The sequence below is a fragment of the Streptomyces sp. NBC_01198 genome (genome assembly GCF_036010485.1).
Lineage (GTDB): Bacteria > Actinomycetota > Actinomycetes > Streptomycetales > Streptomycetaceae > Actinacidiphila.
The window spans coordinates 1,440,253-1,455,827 of record NZ_CP108568.1 but is presented as its reverse complement, the minus strand read 5'-3'; the positions used below and the strand labels follow the sequence as shown (position 1 = coordinate 1,455,827).

Annotated in this window: 16 protein-coding genes and 1 pseudogene; 8 read left to right on the top strand and 9 right to left on the bottom strand. The window is 69.6% G+C overall.

Translation table 11 applies throughout. The annotated features are described in order from the left end of the window. Nucleotides 1–20: 20 nt before the first annotated feature. Nucleotides 21–551: an SDR family oxidoreductase gene (locus tag OG702_RS06555; RefSeq protein WP_327287919.1), complete on the bottom strand. Its 531-nt coding sequence runs from the start codon at nucleotides 549–551 to the stop codon at nucleotides 21–23. Between the two features lie 77 nt (nucleotides 552–628). Next, nucleotides 629–916 (bottom strand): YciI family protein, encoded by a 288-nt coding sequence (locus tag OG702_RS06550; protein ID WP_327287918.1) that lies wholly within the window; start codon nucleotides 914–916, stop codon nucleotides 629–631. 71 nt (nucleotides 917–987) lie between these two features. On the opposite strand from OG702_RS06550, the gene OG702_RS06545 reads away from it, so the two are divergent. Beyond that, the gene (locus tag OG702_RS06545; RefSeq protein ID WP_327287917.1) at nucleotides 988–1,848 is read left to right on the top strand and encodes a LysR family transcriptional regulator; all 861 of its coding nucleotides are present in this window, start codon (nucleotides 988–990) and stop codon (nucleotides 1,846–1,848) included. A 371-nt stretch (nucleotides 1,849–2,219) separates the two neighbouring features. Here OG702_RS06545 and OG702_RS06540 read toward each other — a convergent pair whose 3' ends face one another. Then, entirely contained in the window at nucleotides 2,220–3,485 is a 1,266-nt protein-coding gene (locus OG702_RS06540; protein ID WP_327287916.1) for an alpha/beta fold hydrolase, read from the bottom strand. On the opposite strand from OG702_RS06540, the gene OG702_RS06535 reads away from it, so the two are divergent. The 4 genes and pseudogenes from OG702_RS06535 to OG702_RS06520 form a co-directional block, all read left to right on the top strand. Next, complete coding sequence (locus OG702_RS06535; protein ID WP_327287915.1) at nucleotides 3,478–3,678, top strand: hypothetical protein; 201 nt, start codon at nucleotides 3,478–3,480, stop codon at nucleotides 3,676–3,678. The two genes, OG702_RS06540 and OG702_RS06535, sit on opposite strands and share 8 nt — an antisense overlap. Before the next feature lie 396 nt (nucleotides 3,679–4,074). Continuing rightward, entirely contained in the window at nucleotides 4,075–4,518 is a 444-nt protein-coding gene (locus tag OG702_RS06530) for an SRPBCC family protein (protein WP_327287914.1), read from the top strand. Nucleotides 4,519–4,742: 224 nt separating this feature from the next. Continuing rightward, nucleotides 4,743–6,167 (top strand): MFS transporter, encoded by a 1,425-nt coding sequence (locus OG702_RS06525; RefSeq protein WP_327287913.1) that lies wholly within the window; start codon nucleotides 4,743–4,745, stop codon nucleotides 6,165–6,167. Between the two features lie 109 nt (nucleotides 6,168–6,276). Then, a pseudogene (locus OG702_RS06520) lies at nucleotides 6,277–6,927 on the top strand (HoxN/HupN/NixA family nickel/cobalt transporter); the annotation flags it as partial. Here the strand turns inward: OG702_RS06520 and OG702_RS06515 are convergent. The 3 genes from OG702_RS06515 to OG702_RS06505 form a co-directional block, all read right to left on the bottom strand. Then, entirely contained in the window at nucleotides 6,867–9,197 is a 2,331-nt protein-coding gene (locus tag OG702_RS06515) for a heavy metal translocating P-type ATPase (protein WP_327287912.1), read from the bottom strand. The pseudogene OG702_RS06520 and the gene OG702_RS06515 sit on opposite strands and share 61 nt — an antisense overlap. Beyond that, on the bottom strand, nucleotides 9,194–9,391 hold the full coding sequence (locus OG702_RS06510; protein WP_327287911.1) for a hypothetical protein: 198 nt from the start codon (nucleotides 9,389–9,391) through the stop codon (nucleotides 9,194–9,196). Before OG702_RS06510 ends, OG702_RS06515 begins: the two co-directional genes overlap by 4 nt. A 68-nt stretch (nucleotides 9,392–9,459) precedes the next feature. Beyond that, a complete protein-coding gene (locus tag OG702_RS06505) occupies nucleotides 9,460–9,900 on the bottom strand; it encodes a copper chaperone PCu(A)C (protein ID WP_327287910.1) in 441 nt (146 codons plus the stop codon). Nucleotides 9,901–10,204: 304 nt separating this feature from the next. On the opposite strand from OG702_RS06505, the gene OG702_RS06500 reads away from it, so the two are divergent. The 3 genes from OG702_RS06500 to OG702_RS06490 are packed head-to-tail and all read left to right on the top strand — an operon-like array spanning nucleotide 10,205 to nucleotide 13,067. Then, on the top strand, nucleotides 10,205–11,245 hold the full coding sequence (locus OG702_RS06500; protein ID WP_327287909.1) for an ABC transporter substrate-binding protein: 1,041 nt from the start codon (nucleotides 10,205–10,207) through the stop codon (nucleotides 11,243–11,245). A 56-nt stretch (nucleotides 11,246–11,301) separates the two neighbouring features. Continuing rightward, nucleotides 11,302–12,267: a FecCD family ABC transporter permease gene (locus OG702_RS06495; RefSeq protein ID WP_327293109.1), complete on the top strand. Its 966-nt coding sequence runs from the start codon at nucleotides 11,302–11,304 to the stop codon at nucleotides 12,265–12,267. Next, complete coding sequence (locus OG702_RS06490) at nucleotides 12,264–13,067, top strand: ABC transporter ATP-binding protein (protein WP_327287908.1); 804 nt, start codon at nucleotides 12,264–12,266, stop codon at nucleotides 13,065–13,067. The genes OG702_RS06495 and OG702_RS06490 overlap by 4 nt, the downstream gene beginning before the upstream one ends. Before the next feature lie 64 nt (nucleotides 13,068–13,131). Here the strand turns inward: OG702_RS06490 and OG702_RS06485 are convergent, their stop codons facing one another. The 3 genes from OG702_RS06485 to OG702_RS06475 all read right to left on the bottom strand — a co-directional run bounded on the left by OG702_RS06485 (nucleotide 13,132) and on the right by OG702_RS06475 (nucleotide 15,272). Further along, nucleotides 13,132–13,347, bottom strand: coding sequence for a hypothetical protein (locus OG702_RS06485; RefSeq protein WP_327287907.1), 216 nt, complete (start codon nucleotides 13,345–13,347; stop codon nucleotides 13,132–13,134). A gap of 317 nt (nucleotides 13,348–13,664) precedes the next feature. After that, a complete protein-coding gene (locus OG702_RS06480; RefSeq protein WP_442814318.1) occupies nucleotides 13,665–14,279 on the bottom strand; it encodes a sigma-70 family RNA polymerase sigma factor in 615 nt (204 codons plus the stop codon). A 216-nt stretch (nucleotides 14,280–14,495) separates the two neighbouring features. Further along, nucleotides 14,496–15,272 carry a hypothetical protein gene (locus OG702_RS06475; RefSeq protein ID WP_327287906.1) on the bottom strand — a complete coding sequence of 259 codons (777 nt, stop codon included), beginning with the start codon at nucleotides 15,270–15,272 and terminating at the stop codon, nucleotides 14,496–14,498. Nucleotides 15,273–15,575 lie beyond the last annotated feature (303 nt).

The following is a 15,575-nucleotide window of genomic DNA, read 5'->3' as shown; positions in this document are numbered from 1 at the left end:
GGTGACAAGTGCCTTCCGAGTCAGAGGATCGGCTTGCCGCCGGTGACCGCGACGCGTGCGCCGGAGACGTAGGAGGCCTCGTCGGATGCCAGCAGGACGTAGACGGGGGCGACCTCGGCAGGCTGGCCCGGGCGTTCCAGCGGGACGTTGGAGCCGAATGTCTCGACGTGCTCGGCCGGCATGGTGGCCGGGATGAGCGGCGTCCAGATCGGCCCCGGGGCCACGCTGTTGGCGCGGATACCCCGGTCGGCGAGCAGTTGTGCCAGGCTGGCGGTCATGTTGGCGATGGCGGCTTTGGTGGCGGCGTAGGGCAGCAGCGTCGGGGACGGCTGGTCGCTGTTGGCCGAGGACGATCCGATGATCGACGACCCGGGGCCCATGTGCGGGACCGCCGCCTTGGCCAGGTGGAAGAACGCGCTGAGGTTCAGCGCCAGCGTGTGGTCCCACTCCTCGTCGGGGATCTCCTCCAGGGAGGTCCTGGTCATCTGGTAGGCGGCATTGCTCACCAGGACATCGACCCGCCCGAAGGCCTCCACGGCCTCGGCGACCACGGCCAGGCACTGGGACGCCGTGACGGCACCTACACACAGGGAAGCCGGGAGGTTCAAAAAGAGCAACGACTCCGGAGCTACAGGCCCTGCTGGCCTGAGGGATCGCTCAGTGGCCAGGTGGGCTCGAATTCAATGATTTCGACGGTCGCCGCGCCGCTTGTCACGAAGGGATCCGAGGCCACGGCGGCCTCAACCGTGGCGCGGTCGCCCTCGGCGATCACCAGGCCGCCCGTTCGTGGCACCCGGCGGCCGGCCAGCCGCACCAGCCCACGGGCGAACACGCCCTCGGGGTTGGTGTAGTGCCGATCCTTGAGCTCGTCGATCCGCTCCAGCGGCACTTGGTAGTCAAACAGAATGAGGAACATGGTCCCACGCTTGCAGATCGCCCGGCGGTCCCGCCAAGACCGAACCCCCGCAAGGCCATAGGATTGCTCCTATGGCCTTGAGGGAGGAGCTCTCCGGGATCGAGTTCAGGCACCTGCGCTACTTCGCCGCAGTGGCGGACGCAGGGACCGTCACCGCGGCGGCCCGCCGTCTGCGAATCGCCCAACCGAGCCTCAGTCAACAGATCCGTGCGCTCGAACGCCGCGTAGGTGTTCCGCTGTTCGACCGCAGCCCGAAGGGGATGGCGTTGACCGAGGCCGGCTGGACGTTGTTGGCGGCCGGACGCCGGGCCGAGGAAGAACTGAGGACCTCCCTCGCGGACATCCGTGGCGCCGTGCCGACCGTCCGCGTCGGCGTCTGCGCCGGCGTTCCGCAGTCCGTCCTCGCGGCCGCCGAGCAACTCCTCACCCGAGAGCGTCCGCTGCAACCCGCCTACCAATCCCTCGAGTCACATCGGCAGGCGGAGCTGCTGTCGAGCGGCCGACTAGACTTCGGCATCCTGCGCCCACCGATCGACGACCAACGCCTGGTCATGCGCATCCTGAGCGACGAACCGCTCGGCGTGGTCCTCAGTTGCGACCATCCGCTCGCCGCACACACCGAACTCACCTGGTCCGACCTGGCCCAACAGGGCCTGCTCTGGTTCCCGCACACACGCGCCCCGGACTACGCCGCCACTGTTCTGACCGAGCTGGCAACCAACGGCTGGCGGCCGGCCACCGTCCCGGCCGAGCCCAACCACACCCTCTTCCGCCACGCCCTGCTGGGAGGCGACCACCTCGTCGCCCTGCGACCGCGGGCCGCCGTGGCCGCGGACACCGCCCTTGCCTGGCTCCCGGTCGGCCCCAACCCACCCAGGGAACGGCTCGTCCTCGCGGCGGCCGCAGCCCCGTGGACCCGACTCCTGGGCTGAGCTGGGACACGCGCCTTCGGCCACAGCCTTCGCCACCCGCGCGCATGCGCTCCAGGAAGGTCTGCGCCGGCGGGACCGACCGGGTGGGTGCCGAAAATGCCATCGACACAGGTCAGCAGGCATTTCGGCGGTCTGCAGCGCTGGTACAGGACGGCCCTCTTTGAACGTGTTCACGTTGGGCCGACCGTCCGTTGAACATGTTCAAGTGGATCGCGCTCGGTACTCGCCCGGGGATGGCTGAAAGTGGCGATGAGCTGCATGGATGAGGTTCTCGGCAGGGACAGGGTCGGGCGCGACGCCGGAACACCACGCGGTTGCAACTCACCCGCCCTGGCACGATGCGGCATTCCGCTGATCCGCGGAATGGATCTCTACGACTGCTCGTGCATGAGAGCGAGAAGACGTTCCAAGACGGCCCCGTTGCTGATGCGGAGGCCATCGTGCTGGTACTCGGTGGTAACCCAGGGCTTCAGACCGCGGATGACCTCAGTCGTGCCTAGCGACAGTTCACGGTCGACGTACATGTCGTCGTGGTAAATGGCGGCAACGGACGGAACGGTGTTGCCGTGGAGGCGCTTGATATCGTAAAGGGCGGGCCAGCTAGGGCGCTCGGCTATGAGATGGGCGGCCTGGCGGAATGGCCGCAACAGCGGGTCGGTATCGAACATCCAGGGGTAGATCATCTCCCCGGTGAACAGAATGGGCGTGTCCGAGTCGAGCGCGGCTGCGGCGTCGAAGGCGGGGAACTCGCTCCGGACTCGGTGGGCGGACCAACGGGTGGCTCCCGCTCCTTGGGCGTAGGTGGCCTCGTGGAGCAGGTAGTACAGCGGTCCGCCGGCAACGCTGGCCAGTTCGCGGTCGATGCGGAGCAAGAATGCGTCCGACGGTTGGGTACCCCCGGTGAAGGGGTCTTCGAGAAGTTGGTGCAGTCGGAGGCTTCCGTCGGTGCCGCCGAGTATGTTGCCCAGGGATTGGAAGGCTTCGACGGTCAGAAGTCTACCGCTCGGCAGGATCACCCGGTGGTCGCGCAAGTAACGGACAATGTACCGGACTTGGTCCACGTCGTCTGGGAATCGATCGTAGTGCTCGGCATTGTTGATGGTGACCCGGGGATACAGGGCACGGTAAACCTGGTCCGGGGTCGCGCCCAGGCCGGGCAGTCCTCCGGTGATGAACACCTCGGCGAGACCGTGCGGAGCAAAGGACAGGTAAGTGGTTGCGCAGAGGCCGCCGAAGCTCTGGCCCAGGACGCTCCACGGCCGGTTCCCAACGATTGCCCTGCGGATCATCTCGGCATCCCGCACGATCGCGTCCGCACGGAAGTGCGACAGGTAGTTCGCTTGCGCGCCGGGATCCCGGATCTGGGCCAGAAGACGCCGGTCGACAGGAGTGGAGCGTCCGGTGCCGCGCTGATCCAGCATGAGCACGCGGTATTCCTGCAGGGCGCGGTTCAGCCAGCCTTCACCACCGTTTAGGCGAGGGGCTTCCGATCCAGGGCCGCCGCCCAGGAACAACAACCACGGGAGATCACGGTCGGCCTTCCCCGCGGCGCGTATCTCACGTGCGTACAGCTGGATCCGGCCGGCATCGGGCCGGCCATGGTCGAGGGGAACATTGAAGGTGTGGTCGATGTGCATCGTGCCGATTCCACAGGGTGTCATCATGACGTCATCCTTGGGCATTCACTCTTCGACGGTGGAAGGGTTTTTCGGGCGAGGCGAGCTCTCGGTGGCCTTCGCCATCGGCACTACCGAGCTGATCGGTTTCCCGCACGACAAGCTCGACTTGACCGATGCGGTCACCTGCGGATGTCCCGGCCGGACTCTGTAGGGAGTTGACTCTTGCTGGGGTCCCGATCGCCGGGGCGCCAGGGTCCGCGGCTGCCAGTTACGTTGCGCGGCCGCAGGCTGCCGACCACCGGCAGAGAGCCTGCGGACATGGCGACGGCGGCGAACACGGGGTCGAGCCATCCGGCGGCCGTCGGCGGGACCCGGGCCGGCGGTGCCGTCGCGCGACCAAGGTTACGCAACTCAAAGGTTGCATGTTTCCGAGTCGTCTGGTTACAGTGACGTGCAACCAAACATTGCACGAGGTGGCAAGCGTGGAATCGGGAACGATCGAGCGGGAGATCCACTTCGACGCCTCGCCGGACCCGCCGGGACGATCCGGCGAGGCAAGGACAGGCGTAATGAGACCAAGAGACAGCAGTGGACAGGGAGTACGGAGATGGTGGACATCCTTCACCGCATCGGCGTCGAGCAGTCCTCGCCGGAGCGGGTGTACGAAGCACTCACCACACTGGACGGCTTGGCCGGCTGGTGGACCGAGAAGGCGTCCGGGTCCACCGACCTCGACGGCGTGATCGAATTCCGGTTTCGGCCGGGTGGGTTCGACATGAAGGTCATCGAGCTCGATCCGGGCCGGCTCGTCCGCTGGGAGGTCGTCGGCGGCCCGGAGGAGTGGATCGGCACCACCGTGCGGTGGGAGCTGCGGCAGGAAGGCGACTACACGATCGTGCTGTTCAAGCACGAAGGGTGGCGTGAGCCGGTCGAGTTCATGAACCACTGCAGCACCAAGTGGGCCACCTTCCTGCTGAGCCTCAAGGAGCTCGTGGAGACCGGCGAAGGTGCCCCGGATCCACGGGACGTGAAGATCAGCGACTGGCACTGACGCGATGGCTCAAGTGTCCTGATCACGAGCGCTGTTGACGCGGGCCAGTGTTCGACAACTGGCCCGCGTTTCGGGACCGCAGCGTCGGGAGCCTGCGTCGCGGTCGCTATTCACGACGACCATGTGAAGCCGGTGTTCATCCGGGACGGAACTCCGGCAAAAATTCGGTCGTCCCAGGCCGGGAAATTCCCCCATGAAGTCCTCTTTCGAATATGGCTGGACATATGACCACCGGAACAACCTCGCCCACGCATTTCAGCAGCAGGCAGCGACTTATTCTCTTCGTTCTGCTCGGTGCCGGGTTCATGCTCTCCGTCGATTTCTCCATCCTGAACGTCGCATTGCCGAAAGTCGGTGCCGGGGTCGGGCTCGGACTGAGCGGACTTCCCTGGATCACCTCCGCCTACGCCTTGCCCGCAGCCGGTCTTACTCTCCTGTTCGGCCGGGTCGCCGATCTCTATGGTCGGCGCACCATCTTCCTGTCCGGTATAGCCTTGCTGATCGTCGCCTCGCTGATCGGCGGGTTCGCCCAGAACTCGGAACTGCTGCTCACCGGACGAGTACTGCAGGGCCTGTCCACCGCGCTGGCCGCGCCGGCCGCGCTGTCGCTGCTCACCACCTCCTTCGCCGAGGGCCCGGTCCGGGACCGCGTCCTCGGTCTCAACGGCGCACTGCTGTCGGCCGGCTTCACGATCGGCGCGCTGGTCGGCGGCACCCTGGTCAGCCTGCTGAGCTGGCGGGCCGCGTTCTTCATCAACGTCCCGGTCGCCGTGGCCATCCTGGTACTCACTCCCGGCCTGATCACCGAGAGCGTGCTGCCGCAGCGGGTGAAGCTGGACCTGCCCGGAGCGGTCACCGTCACCGGCGGTCTGCTGGCGGTGATCTACTCGATCATCGAGAAGACCATTCCGGTGGCCATCGTCGGCGTCGTGCTGTTGGCCGTCTTCTGGGTGATCGAGCTGCGCTCGTCCGCGCCCCTGGCCCCGCTGCACATTCTCAAGCGGCCGACGGTCAAGTGGGGCAACTACGCGGGGCTCGTGATCTTCTCCATGGAGACTGCGATGATCTTCCTGATGACGATCTACCTGCAGAATGTCCTGGACTTCTCGCCGCTGATCACGGGTCTGATCTTCGGTGTCCCCGGCCTGGCAGCGGTGGCCGCCGGGGTGCTCGCAGGCCGCTTGATCGGGCGCCACGGCAGCCGAAAGATCCTGGCCCTGGGCATGGGGGTGCAGAGCCTGGCAACCGTCCCGCTGCTGTTCGTCGGCGACCACCGGATCGCACTGGTGATCGTGATCCCCGCCCTGTTCGTCGGGTTCTTCGGCCACGTGCCCGCCATCGTGTCGTACACCGTGACCGGGACCTCGGGCCTGCCGAACGAGGAGCAGGGCCTGGCGGGTGGTCTGACCTCGATGACCCAGCAGGTTGCCATCACCATCGGTATCCCGGTATTGAGCGCAATCGCCGCAACCCAGAGCGGGGAGCTGACCGGTATTCACCTCGCGCTGGGCGTCGACGTCGCGGTCACGCTTGTCAGCGTGGCCTTCATCTGGATCGGGCTACGCTCCAGAGGCGCGGTCGACCCGATGATGGTATCCGTGAACACGTCCAGGGAATCCGAGGCCGAACTGGCGGCCACGCCGGACTGAACCGATGCGCGTCCCGCGCCGGCCCGGGTGAGGCGAGCGGCCCGGCGTGACGTCGGGGGCTGCGCAACCTTGCTGATCCGGAGCGGCTGGATCGGTCGCAGAACTACAGATCCTGGCCCTGCACGTGGTCGCTTTCGGCGTGCTGATCGTGCTGGTGGTGCCCGACCGCTACCGCGTCGAGTCCGAGGCGTTCGGCCTCGGACTGGACGCGACCGCCTACACCCTGGGGATGTGGCACGCCTTCGACGCCGACCACATCGGCGCCATGGACAACACGGCCCGCAAGCTGATGGCCGACGGCAAGCACCCGGTATCGGTCGGTTTCTGGTTCGCCCTGGGCCATTTCAGTGTGGTGGTCGCCCGGGCCGCGCTGGCGGCAGGCTGCGCCCGGCTGGCCGGAACGCTGATTAATGACGATTCCGGCACGCACCGGATGCTCGGCGTGATCGGCGAGAGTGTCTCGGGGACGTTCCTCTACGTGATCGCCGCGCTCAACCTGGTGGCCCTGCTGGGATCCTGGGCGTCTTCTCAGCGACGCGGGCCGCTACCTACGACGAGGCCGCGAGCTGGTCGGTGTTCTGCACGACAAGCTCGACCTGACCGACGCGGTCACCGGTCGGGTGGTGCCGGGCCGGACCTGGACAGCGTCGGCTATGTCATTGTCGGGCTGTTCGTGGTGGTGTGGGCGGCGGCGCTGTCCTACTGGCGGCTGGCGAAGGTCGAGGAGCGCTGGTCGGTCCGCGCCGCCGGGGGCAGTTGACGCCCACCGCGGGTCCGGCCGGCCGGCCGCAGGGTCTGCGGTTGCCAGGAGCGCAGCCGCAGGCTGTTGCCGACCACCAGCAGGGAGCTGGCGGACATCGCGAGAGCGGCGAGCATGGGGTCCAGCCAGCCGGTGGCGGCCAGCGGCAGGGTCGCCAGGTTGTAGGCGAAGGCCCAGGTGAGGTTGACGCGGATGGTGGCCAGGGTGCGGCGGGCCAGGCGTACGGCGTCGGCGACGGCGTGGATGTCGGCGCGCACCAGGGTGACGTCGGAGGCGGCTGCTGCGGCGTCGGTGCTGCCGCCCATGGCGATGCCGAGGTCGGCCCGTGCCAGGGCTGCGGCGTCGTTGACGCCGTCGCCGAGGACGGCCACCCGGCGTCCCTGGGTTCGCAGTTCGCTGACGAGGTCCGCTTTGCCTCCGGGCGTGCAGCGGGCATGGACGTCGGTGATGCCGAGCGCGGCGGCGACCGCGCGGGCGGGGGCCTCGCGGTCGCCGGTGGCCAGCACCGGCTTGACACCGAGGCGGCGCAGATGGTCCACGGCACGGTAGCTGCCCGGCCGGATCAGGTCGCCGAGTTCGATGACCGCTTGCGGGTGGCCGTCGACGGTGACCTGGACGCAGGTGTGCGCGGCGGCCTCCGCCGCGGTGACAGCGTCGGCGAGGACGCCTTCCAGGCTCTCGTCGGGGGAGGCGATCACGACGCGGCGCCCTTCGATCAGGCCCGTGACGCCGACGCCGGCGGTGGCGCGGAAGTCGGTCACGGCCGGGAGCGGTTCACCGGGGCCGGCGGGGGAGGAGTGCGTGGCGTGGGCGGTGATCGCCCGGCCCAGCGGGTGCTCGGATCCCTGCTCGACCGAGCCGGCCAGGCGCAGTACATCGCCGGCGGGTAGCGCGTCGGGGCGGGTGGTGATCCGGGTGACGGACATGTGGCCGGTGGTCAGGGTGCCGGTCTTGTCCAGGACGACGGTGTCGATGTCGCGCAGCGACTCCAGGGCTTGGGGTCCGCTGACCAGGATGCCCAGTTGTGCGCCGCGTCCGGTGGCGGCCAGCAGGGCGGTGGGGGTGGCCAGGCCCAGCGCGCAGGGGCAGGCAACGACGAGGACGGCGACGGCCGTGGTGACCGCCGATTCGGTGTCGGCGCCCGCGCCGAGCCAGAAGCCCAGCACGGTCACGGCCACCGCGAGGACGGCCGGCACGAAGACGCCCGCGACGGTGTCGGCGAGGCGTTGGACGCGGGCCTTGACCGCCTGGGCCTCAGTCACCATGCGGGTGATGGCCGCGAGTTGAGTGTCGGCGCCGACGGCGGTGGCCCGGACCAGGAGCAGCCCGCCGGCGTTGACGGCGCCGCCCACCACCGGGGACCCGGGGCCGACCTCGACCGGTTCGCTCTCCCCGGTGACCAGTGACTGGTCCAGGGCCGAGGCGCCTTCGACCACCTGGCCGTCGGTGGCGACGCGTCCCCCGGGCCGCACCGTGAAGTCCTGCCCGACCTGCAACCCGGCCGCGGGGATGAGGCGTTCCCGGCCTTCGTCGTCTCGTACGGTCACGTCTTTGACGGTCAGTTCGGCAAGGGCGCGCAGTCCGGAGCCGGTGGCGCGGCGGGCGCGGGTCTCCAGCAGCCGCCCGGCCAGGACGGACAGCGGTACACCGACGGCCCCTTCGAGGTAGACATGGGTGCCGTGGTGGTCGGAGAAGAGCAGGGAGAACGGCATCCGGTAGTCGACGCCGCCTGCCCCGCCCAGGAACAGGGCGTAGGTGGACCAGGCCAGCGACGCGGTCACGCCGAGGGAGACCAGGGTGTCCATGGTGGCCGCGGCATGGCGCAGTCCGCGCAGGGCGCGGGCGTGGAACGGCCAGGAGCCCCACGTCGCCACCGGCACCGCCAGGCCGAAACAGACCCACTGCCAGCAGGTGAACTGCCAGGCCGGCACCATCGACAGGGCCAGCACCGGCATCGCGAGGACGGCGACGACCAGCAGCCGCCACCGATCCGCCCGCTCGGCGTCCTGCGGATCGTCATCGGTGCCGTCTTCCGGTGGCGTGATCGGCGCTGCACCGTAGCCGGCGGCTTCCACAGCCGCGACGAGGTCCTCGGCGGTCAGGGCGGCCGGGTGGCTGATCCGGGCGGTCCCGGTGGCCAGGTTGACCGTCGCGGTCACCCCTTCGAGGCGGGCGAGGCGTTTCTCGACCCGGCTCACGCACGCGGCGCAGGTCATACCGGTGACTTTCAGGTCCGTTGTCGAGGCGAGGGCCTGCTGGACGCCGCTCATCCCATGCCGCCCATGCCGCTGCCGTGGCCGTTCTTCTCGACTCCGCCGCGCACCGGGTGCAGGTGCGGATTGACTGGTCCTGCCAGCGCACCGGCGGCGTAGGCGGCGGTGAACATCAGCGCCAGCAGAAGGACGAATCCGCTGAGGAAAGCGGACGGCGGGAGCTGCCGGGCGGCAGCAGCGGGGGTACTCACGGGCACAGCGACTCCACGGGACGAAAGGGCAGGGCAACGGGGGCGGCGTCGGGGGCCGCAGGCGGGGGTCAGGAGCCGGGGCGGACGACCATGGCCAGCACGCGTACCATCCCGCTGGCGGCGAACCGCAGGTCGAGCGCGATCTGCTGGCCGACTCGCAGAGCGGGGGGATCGGGGACCATCACGTCCACCCCGCCGGGTATGAGGGAGACCGTGCCGCCCGCGGGCACGACCACACCCGGCGCCGGTTCCATGTGCCCGGCACCCTCGGCCACGACGGTCCGGCTCAGGACAGCGCGGCGCAGCTGTGGCGAGCTGACCGACACCAGCGTGTCAGGTGACCGGCCGGTGTTGCGGATCACGAAGAACGCCGCTGTCGCGTCCGGGTTGCTCGGCACCACCACCCGCGCGCCGGTCACACTGATCCGGGCCGGCGGCGCCCCGGCCGCCCCGGCGGCGGTGTACGCGGTCAGCCCGAGCAGCACGATCAGGCAGGCGCCCAAGGGCACGGCGGCGCCCCGGGCGAGGACTGCGAGAGGTGGCCTGGTGCGGCGGCCGGTCTGAGGAAGCGGCGCTGTGCCCGGAGCAGCAGTCGCTCCGGGTCCCTGTTCGTGGTTCACACCTCAGTAGTCGGACCGGTGGCCAGGTCAGTTCCCGCCGGTTGCCTGTCCACCGGGCGCGCTGCCTTTCGCTGTCGTGCAAATCCCTGCGCCCAGCCTCCAAGTCCAAGTGGCGCACGGTTTGCGGGAACCCCGCCGTATCACCGTCCGACTACTGGGCCAGAAGCCCTCACCCCGCACCCGGGAGTTACGTATGCCGAAGAGACGAACCGCCGCCACGGCCCTGGCCGGAACGCTCCTTGTGGTGTCCCTCTCTGCATGCGGCGGTTCCTCCGGCGACACCGGGGGCGTCGACGACGCCCCCTCGGCGGCACCGCACTCCGGCTATCCGGTGACCGTCACCAACTGCGGGCAGACCGAGACGTTCACCAAGGCCCCCAGCCGGGTCGTGGTCATGAACGGTGCCTCGGTCGCGGAGGTCTCCACGCTCCTGGCCCTCGGCCTCGGGGACCGGGTCGTCGCCAACGAGCAGACCTACGGTATGTCCGAGGTCCCCGGCCGCGCCCAGGCCATCAAGGCCCTGCCCACCGGCGGCATCAAGCTCAACGACGCCTACGACATCCCCCGCGAAGCGATGATCGGCCTGCGGCCGGACTTCGTGCTGTCCCTGACGTCCTACGGATTCGAGGCGAAGAACGGCTTCGCCACCCGCGAGCAGCTCAAGACAGCAGGCGCGAACAGCTACATCTCCCCACAGGGCTGCGACGACGAACCCTCCAAGATGACCCTGGCCGACAGCTACACCCTGCTGCGCGACATGGGCAAGGTCTTCAACGTCAGCGACCGCGCGGAGAAGCTTATCGCCGCCTCCCAGAAGAACATCGCCGCGGTGTCCTCGAAGGTGCAGGGCGCGAAGAAGCCGAAGGTGATGGTGCTCTTCTCCAACATGGCCATGGGCAGCAACGCCTTCAGCGCGGTCGTCGCCAACGGCATCGTCAACGACATCCTCGCCACCGCCGGCGGCACCAACGCCTTCGCCTCGGCATCCAGGACCACCTTCGCCGACCTGAGCAAGGAGAAGGTCGCCGCCACCGACGTCGACGCCCTCGTCGTCATCAGCTACAACGACCCCGACCCGGCGGCCTACGCCAAACAGCTTCTCAAGGAGTTCCCCCAGTGGCCGGCCGCGAAGACCAACACCTACACGGTGCTGTCCGACTCCATGTACCTCGGCCCCAGCAACGACCTGGCCGTCGCGAAGATCGCCAAGATGCTCCACCCCGACCGGTTCTGAAACGCCTGCACTACCCCGTCGCCCTTCTCGGACTCACGGTCGTGCTGATCGCCGTCATGATGGTCGCGGTCAGCATCGGCGCGGTCACCATCCCGCTGAGCGACGTGTGGCGGATCATCATCCACCATCTGACCGGCCGTGGCGCGTCCGGTGACCCGGCGCTGGACCAGATCGTGTGGAACTTCCGGGCCCCCCGGGTGGTGCTGGCCGCCCTGGTCGGAGCAGGACTGGCCGTGTCAGGTGCCGTCTTGCAGACGGTGGTGTCCAACCCGCTGGCCGATCCCACCGTGCTCGGCTTCTCCTCCGGAGCCTCTCTCGGCGCCGTTGTGGTCATCACCGCGGGCGGCGCCGCGGTCGGCGGGCTCGGGGTGTCGGCGGCGGCGTTTCTCGGTGCGCTCGCGGCCGGTGTCCTGGTCTTCGCTCTCGGCCAGCGCCGTGGCCGACTGGCCCCGACCCGGCTGGTACTGGCCGGAGTCGCCGTCGGCTATGTCTTCCTGTCCGCGACCAGCTTCATCCAGCTGCGGGCCACACCGACCGAGTCGCGGACGGTGATGTTCTGGATGCTCGGCAGTGTCGCCGGCGCCCAGTGGAGCCAACTTCCCACCGTCACTGCCGTCGTGCTCGGCACCACCGCGGTCCTGGCGCTGTTCGGGCGACGCTTGAACGTCCTGCTTGCCGGGGAAGAGTCGGCCACTGCCCTCGGCGTCGACGTCAACCGGCTCCGGGCCGTTCTCCTGGTGCTGTCCTCGCTGCTGACCGGAACCGTCATCGCGGTGGCCGGCGGCGTCGGCTTCGTCGGTCTGATGATCCCGCATATCGTCCGCCTCACCACCGGCGCCCACCACCGCAGGCTCCTGCCGCTGACCGCACTGCTGGGAGCCGTCTACCTGGTCCTGGTCGACCTGCTCTCCCGCACCCTGGACCGGCCCAACGAACTGCCGCTGGGCATCCTTACCGCCCTGCTCGGCGCCCCCTTCTTCCTGTGGCTGCTGCGCCACAACAAGGGTCTGGACTCCGCATGAAACTCACTGTGGACCAGCTCCGCATCACCCTGGACCACCACCCGATCCTTCGCGACGTCACCCTGGAAGCCGGCCAGGGCGACGTCGTCGGGCTCGTCGGCCCCAACGGCAGCGGCAAATCCACCCTGCTCAGGGCCGTCTACCGCTCGCTGCGCCCGGCTGGCGGAGTGGTCCGCGTCGGCGGCGACGATGTGTGGGCACTATCCGCCCGTGCCGCGGGCCGCCGCACCGCCGCCGTCCTCCAGGACGCCACCGGCAACACCACAGGACTAACCGTCACCGAGATCGTCGCCCTGGGGCGCTCCCCCCACCACGGCCTGCTCGGACGCGACGGCGCCGAGGACCACCAGGCTGTCGAGGAGGCCCTGGACCGCTGTGGGGTGCGGCCCTTCGCCGAGCGGGAGTACGCCACCTTGTCCGGCGGCGAACGCCAGCGCGTCCTGCTCGCCCGCGCCCTGGCCCAGCGCCCGCAGCTCCTCGTCCTGGACGAACTGACCAACCACCTGGACATCCGCGCCCGCTTCGAACTGCTCGACCTCATCCGGACCACCGGAACCACCACCCTGGCCGCCCTGCACGACCTCGACCTGGCCGCCCGGCTCTGCGACTACCTCGTCGTCCTGCACGAAGGCGCCGTCGTCACCGCGGGCCCGGTCCTGGACGTCCTCACCCCCGACACCCTGCGCGAGGTGTTCGGCGTGCAGGCCAGCACCGAACAGCACGCCGACGGCGTCATCCGCATCACCTACGCCGCCCAGCCCCTGGCCGGTGGCAGGCCCGCCCAGCCGATCGACCGGTGAGCGGGCCCACCACCGGCAGCACGTCCGCGTGCGTACCGGTGTGACGGCCGTTCGCGGACGCTGATCAGGCGACCGCCACCGCGTCGAGCTTCCCGGCCTTCGCCTCCTCCACCAGATCGGCGAACTGGTCGGCGCTCATCTCCACGCGCTGCCCGAAGTCGTCGGTGATCACCACGCGGCGCTCGGCCGGCGCGGCCGGGTCGACGAAGAGCTGCGGGCAGCCGCAGTCGCACTTGCCGCAGAACGTCGCCAGCGGTTCCAGCTTGCTGAGGTCGGTCATCGTTCCTCCACCCGTGAGGGGGCCGTCGGTACCGGGCTGGGCGGTGGTCCGGTCGGACCGCGCCGTCTCGGCTCGTGAGCGAAATACCCGCGCCCACCCGGCGGCACGCGGACGGCCCGAACCGCACCGAAGCGCGACCAGGGCGGGCCGCGCGCCCCTGTGCCCCTCGCGCACCGACCGACCGGGCGGCCACCGGAACCCGCCCATGACCCGATACGACCAATGAAGAAGGGGATGCGTTCGCGCCCGGTCAACCGCACTGCGGCACCGCCCGACGGCGGGGCGGTCCCACCGACCACCCCGCCCCAGGTGAGCCGTCAGCCGGTCAGGGGCAGCACTTCCCGTTCCGCGGCCCGCAGCATCACACCGATGTCCTCGCGGGCCCGCGCCACCCGCGAGCGGACGGTGCCGACCGGGCATCCGGCCCGCACCGCGGCCTCGGCGTAAGGCATTCCGAGGAGCTGGGTGAGGACGAACGCCTCCCGGCGGCCGGTCTCAAGAGTGCGCAGCAGGTCAACTAGCGCCACACCCTCATCGAAGCCGGGCACGCCATCGGGCTGGCTGCGTTCGGCGGCGTCCAGCCAGTCCGCCGCGCCGGCCAACCGCGGCCGGGCGGCGTCGTAGCGGTAGCGGTCCACGACCACCCTGCGGGCGATCGACAACAACCAGGTACGGGCACTGGAGCGCCCGGCAAAGCCCGGCAGACTGACCAGGGCACGCAGGAACGTCTCCTGCGCCAGGTCCTCCGCCCCGGCCACGTCAGCTGTCAGATGCGCGACGAACCGGCGGACGTCGCCGTGCGTGGCACGCACGAACCGTTCGAGGGCGTCGCGGTCGCCGTTCCCAGCGGCCAGTGCCCAGGCCGTCACCTGGGAGTCATTGCGTGCGACCGGCAGCCGGTCGCCCCGGTATTTCCGGGCAGGGGCCATCATGAAGGTCCTTCGCTTCCGCGGGACCGCCGGATTCGACGTGACACGCGGCGGTCCCGCCGGTGAACGGCTTCCGGGCATGCGGGCTCAACCCCCTGGCACGGGGGTTCGCCAACACTCAGGCCGTACGGAAGCCGACGGGTCAGTGAGCCCGGCGCGCGGTCAACAGCGCGCGCCGGTGCCGCGCCCATCAGCCGGATGACCGGAAACGGGCGCCTGTCAGCAACTGAACGGACTCAGCGGCGGGCCCCGGCGGATGACACTGTGCCGCAGCGCCCAGTGCCCGAGTCGTGCTGCTGGCGCGGCAACGGCACGGGTGCGCGGCGCTTTACGCGGCCTTGGGGCGGCGAACGCAAAGAGCGCTCGCCGCAGCGGGGCCGCCAAGAAGGTGGCCAGTGCCCGGCCCAGCCGGTACACGGCGGCCTCACCGCGCCACAGCCACAGCCCGCACACCAGTGCGGCCAGCGTGTGCGCCAGCAGCATGCCCGTCGACCACTCGTGCGAACCCATGCCCATGCCCGGATGCGCCACCGCCGACGAACCCGAGGCAGCCGTGCCTCCGTACAGGGCGGGGTCCATGCCGGGCACGCCCGGCATGGCGGCCGGGCCGGTCGTAGGGATGCCGGTGCCGTGCACCATCTGCGAGAGCATGAACACGACATGCAGGGCGAGTTGGGTCACGACGGTCGAGCCGGTGACCACCAGGGCGCCGCGCTCGCGTCCCGTCAGCCACCACGCGCCGGCGGTCACGCCGGCCAACGCGTACCCCACCGCCCAAGCCGGCATCGGTGAGCCGGACATCATCGCGTGCCCGAGCGCGCTCGTCACCACGCACACGCCCGCGAAGACCGCGGAACGCGCCAGACGGAACCCGGGCCCGGACCTCATCCCGCCATGGTGCCAGCCCGTTGCCACAACAGCTTCAACGGCGAGGAATTTCCCGCGGTGCGAGGTGACCGCATGCCGCGGCGAGGCCGTCCCTTGCTGCCGGATCACACTTGCCCGTGTGCGCGACTGCCTTCTCGCAGCCGCATCCGCCGCCTGGGCCACTGAGGCCATGGGACGCGCACGCACCGGCAGAAGACCAGACCGTGAGTGGGCGTTTGGTTCTTTGTTGTCCGTTTCATTTGGGGTCGGTTGTCTCGCCAGGTGGGTGTGTTCTCCGTGGTGAGTCGGCGGGTCATGAGGTTGATGGCTGCGATGTGTTGCGGGCGGCCTGGGTGGTCCATGGGCCGGTGGGGTTGCCGGTGACGCCGAGCAGGTGGGCACGTCGGCTGCCGTGTTCGAGCAGGACCAGGG

Bases quoted from the DNA above. Each gene is read 5' to 3' on its own strand.
- OG702_RS06535 (WP_327287915.1), top strand. From the start codon at position 3,478: ATGTGCATCGTGCCGATTCCACAGGGTGTCATCATGACGTCATCCTTG.
- OG702_RS06550 (WP_327287918.1), bottom strand. From the start codon at position 916: ATGTTCCTCATTCTGTTTGACTACCAAGTGCCGCTGGAGCGGATCGAC.
- OG702_RS06500 (WP_327287909.1), top strand. From the start codon at position 10,205: ATGCCGAAGAGACGAACCGCCGCCACGGCCCTGGCCGGAACGCTCCTT.
- OG702_RS06495 (WP_327293109.1), top strand. From the start codon at position 11,302: ATGATGGTCGCGGTCAGCATCGGCGCGGTCACCATCCCGCTGAGCGAC.
- OG702_RS06480 (WP_442814318.1), bottom strand. From the start codon at position 14,279: ATGATGGCCCCTGCCCGGAAATACCGGGGCGACCGGCTGCCGGTCGCA.
- OG702_RS06490 (WP_327287908.1), top strand. From the start codon at position 12,264: ATGAAACTCACTGTGGACCAGCTCCGCATCACCCTGGACCACCACCCG.
- OG702_RS06515 (WP_327287912.1), bottom strand. From the start codon at position 9,197: ATGAGCGGCGTCCAGCAGGCCCTCGCCTCGACAACGGACCTGAAAGTC.
- OG702_RS06545 (WP_327287917.1), top strand. From the start codon at position 988: ATGGCCTTGAGGGAGGAGCTCTCCGGGATCGAGTTCAGGCACCTGCGC.
- OG702_RS06525 (WP_327287913.1), top strand. From the start codon at position 4,743: ATGACCACCGGAACAACCTCGCCCACGCATTTCAGCAGCAGGCAGCGA.
- OG702_RS06540 (WP_327287916.1), bottom strand. From the start codon at position 3,485: ATGCACATCGACCACACCTTCAATGTTCCCCTCGACCATGGCCGGCCC.
- OG702_RS06485 (WP_327287907.1), bottom strand. From the start codon at position 13,347: ATGACCGACCTCAGCAAGCTGGAACCGCTGGCGACGTTCTGCGGCAAG.
- OG702_RS06530 (WP_327287914.1), top strand. From the start codon at position 4,075: ATGGTGGACATCCTTCACCGCATCGGCGTCGAGCAGTCCTCGCCGGAG.